General features: G+C 53.3%; 2 protein-coding genes and 1 pseudogene. All 3 read left to right on the top strand.

The features are described from left to right. Positions 1-471 precede the first annotated feature (471 nt). Positions 472-1,218 carry a TIGR02757 family protein gene (locus KTQ90_RS12975; RefSeq protein WP_217318778.1) on the top strand — a complete coding sequence of 249 codons (747 nt, stop codon included), beginning with the start codon at positions 472-474 and terminating at the stop codon, positions 1,216-1,218. 232 nt (positions 1,219-1,450) lie between these two features. Further along, positions 1,451-2,128, top strand: a complete 678-nt coding sequence (trmD, locus tag KTQ90_RS12980) for a tRNA (guanosine(37)-N1)-methyltransferase TrmD (RefSeq protein WP_217318779.1) — start codon at positions 1,451-1,453, stop codon at positions 2,126-2,128. A gap of 26 nt (positions 2,129-2,154) precedes the next feature. Next, positions 2,155-3,201 (top strand): annotated as a pseudogene (locus KTQ90_RS12985) (carbohydrate-binding family 9-like protein); the annotation flags it as partial. Positions 3,202-3,278: the final 77 nt, after the last annotated feature.

The raw sequence follows: 3,278 nt of genomic DNA on the forward strand, positions 1-3,278 counted from the left end.
AGAAGTGTCAGCCCTAATTTATTTTGTATGAAAAGTTTTAGCGGACAGCAATAATCTTTTTACGGCTGCAAAGTTAGCATTTTTATAGTAAAAGCAAGCGTTTTCACGCAAAACGCTTAAAGAAGTTGATTTATCTCAACCTTTTGATAAATAATTAACACTTCTATACGTATACACTTGAACAGTTGCAGTATTTGGCGTGGTAACTTTTTTGATATTTTTTCGGAAAAAAGCGTCTAAAAAGTTTGGTAAATGTAAAAAATATAATATCTTTGCAGCAGTTATCCTGAAAACAATCTTTTTACCTTAAAAAAGAGACTAATACCTATTGAAGATTTGAAGCGGTCGCCTGTGAAGGCTGTCGCTTTTTTCTTTTTATAAGCAATAGGTTTTCATTTATAAACAAACGGGTTTTATATTTAGACAACGATTGCTTTCACTATAAACTCTGATTTTTCAACAGCATATTATATGGAACAGAACACAAGACAACTCATCGCAGACCTCGCAGCCCGATACGAGACCGCCGCCTTTCTGCCCGCCGACCCAAGCTCGTTCATGCACAGCGTGGAGGGCGACGCCAACAAGGAGGCTACGGCTTTTCTCGCCTCGTGCCTAAGCTACGGTTCGCGCAAGCAGTTTTTCCCCAAGATACAGTTCATCATCGACGCGGCGCAGGGCGACGTAGACCGCTGGGTGCGTTCGGGCGAGTGGCGCAAAGACATACCCTACACCGCTAAGTGCTACTACCGGCTCTACAAGTTCGGCGATATGCACCACCTGATAGCAGCCTACGAGAGTATGCTCCGCGAATACGGCAGCATGAAGGAGTACGTGCGTCGCCATGCCTCGACGGGCATTGAGGCGGTGAGCGCTATCTGCCGCTACTTCGCCGAGCACGACGCAAGCACGGTTGTGCCGCGCAACACGCAGTCGGCTTGCAAACGCGTGTGCATGTTCCTGCGATGGATGGTGCGCAGCGGGTCGCCCGTCGACCTCGGCCTATGGGCTGACATCATCGACCGACGCACGCTCATCATGCCGCTCGACACGCACGTGGTGCAGGAGGCGCTGCGCCTGGGACTGCTGAAGAGCCGCACGGCATCGATGGCTACCGCGCGCCGACTGACTGATGCGATGCTCGAAGTGTTCCCCGACGACCCTCTACGGGGCGATTTCGCATTGTTCGGATTAGGCGTCGACGAGGATTCTAAATAGTATTTATCCGCGCTATGTCATCGTCACCCGTACGCCGCCCAATCGGATTCCGTACGCCGCCCGATCGGATTCCGTCCGCCACCCGATCAGATTGCGTTCGCCGCCCGATCGGACGGCGGACGGAGCACGATGACTTTTGCTATCATTTCACACTATATTAGTGTAGGTTTTATATCGCACAAATGGGGCATTTAGTTTTGCCGTGTAAACAAAATTGTGTAATTTTGCATTTATGAGAATAGACATTATAACCATACTGCCCGAAATGCTTGAGGGCTTTATCAACGAATCGATACTTGCTCGCGCACAGAAGAAGGGTCTCGCAGAGATTCATCTGCACAACCTGCGCGACTACTCCACTAACAAATGGCGCCGCGTAGACGACTATCCTTACGGTGGTTTTGCCGGAATGGTGATGCAATGCGAACCGATAGACCGCTGCATATCGCAACTGAAGGCGGAGCGCGACTACGACGAGGTGATATTCACGTCGCCAGACGGCGAACAGTTCGACCAGCACGTGGCTAACGACCTCTCGATGAAGGGCAACATCATCATTCTCTGCGGCCACTACAAGGGCATCGACCAGCGTGTGCGCGACCATCTCATCACTCGCGAGATTTCTATCGGCGACTATGTGCTGACGGGAGGCGAGCTGGCTGCGGCTATCATCGCCGACGCCGTAGTGCGCGTGGTGCCGGGCGTAATCGGCGACGAGCAGAGCGCACTCTCCGACTGCTTCCAGGACGACATGCTCTCGGCGCCTATCTACACACGCCCAGCTGAATACAAGGGATGGAAGGTGCCGGAGATTCTGCTCAGCGGCAACGAGGCGAAGATAAAGAACTGGGAGATGGAGCAAGCTATGGAGCGCACGCAGCGTCTGCGCCCCGACCTTTTGGAAAAATAAGAACGAAACGAAAAAACTAATCGAATATGAAGAAATCAATATTATCGGCTATGGCGCTGGCTTTCGCTTTCGCCATGCCCGCAGCAGCGCAGGACGGACTGCTGAAGAAGTACGACCGACGCCTCACCACGCCGCGCAACTACGTGTGTTACCGCACTACGGAGAAGATGAAGATCGACGGCAAACTGAACGAGAAGGTGTGGCAGAAGGCTGCACAGACAGAGTCGTTCGTCGACATCAGCGGCTTCGACTTCCCGAAGCCTATCTACGACACCAAGGCGCGCCTGCTCTGGGACGACGAGTATCTGTATATCTCTGCCGTGCTCGAGGAGCCGAACATCGTGGCTAACCTCACTCAGCGCGACACCATCATATATCACGACAACGACTTCGAGGTGTTCCTCGACCCTACGGGCGACGGACAGAACTACTTCGAGATTGAGAACAACGCACGCGGCGTGATATTCGACCTCATGCTCGACCGCGCTTACCGCTCGGGCGGCAACTTCCACATTCAGTGGGACTGCCCCGGACTGAAGCTCGCCGTGCAGCACGACGGCACGCTAAACAAGCAGAAGGACACCGACCGCTCGTGGACCGTGGAGATGGCTATTCCGCACAAAGCCGTGACACGCAACTTCACCAATCCGCTGAAGGCTGGCAACATCTGGCGCCTCAACTTCTCGCGCGTACAGTGGCTGAAGAAGGGCGGACCGGAGGAGAACTGGGTATGGACTCCGACGGGCGAAATAAACATGCACGCGCCTAACCAGTGGGGATTCCTGCAGTTCTCTGACAAGGTGGCTGGCAACGGCACCGACGAGTTCCAGTGTCCTTACGACATGGAGGCTTACAAGGTGCTTTGGGCGCTGTTCTACGCGCAGCTCGACCAGCACGGCAAGGATGGCAGATACACAAGCTCGCTCGACGTGCTCGGACTCACCGACGCCGACCTCGCTACCCTGCCTAAGGGCAGCAACATTGAGATGGAGGCTACAACGCACCAGTTCAGAGCAAGCATCCTCGTAGGCGGAACGGGCAAGAGATATGTTGTAGATCACAACGGCAAGTTCGAAGTTTTATAACCAAGGGGGTGCACTTGTCTCCGCTCGGCTTTGCCGCTTGCCAGAGCAAGAAGTGCACCAACAAA

Origin of the sequence: Leyella stercorea, assembly GCF_019052365.1 — a bacterium.
GTDB lineage: Bacteria > Bacteroidota > Bacteroidia > Bacteroidales > Bacteroidaceae > Prevotella.

Excerpts from the sequence above, each read along its gene's own strand:
- KTQ90_RS12975 (WP_217318778.1), top strand. The coding sequence starts at position 472 with ATGGAACAGAACACAAGACAACTCATCGCAGACCTCGCAGCCCGATAC.
- trmD (WP_217318779.1), top strand. The coding sequence starts at position 1,451 with ATGAGAATAGACATTATAACCATACTGCCCGAAATGCTTGAGGGCTTT.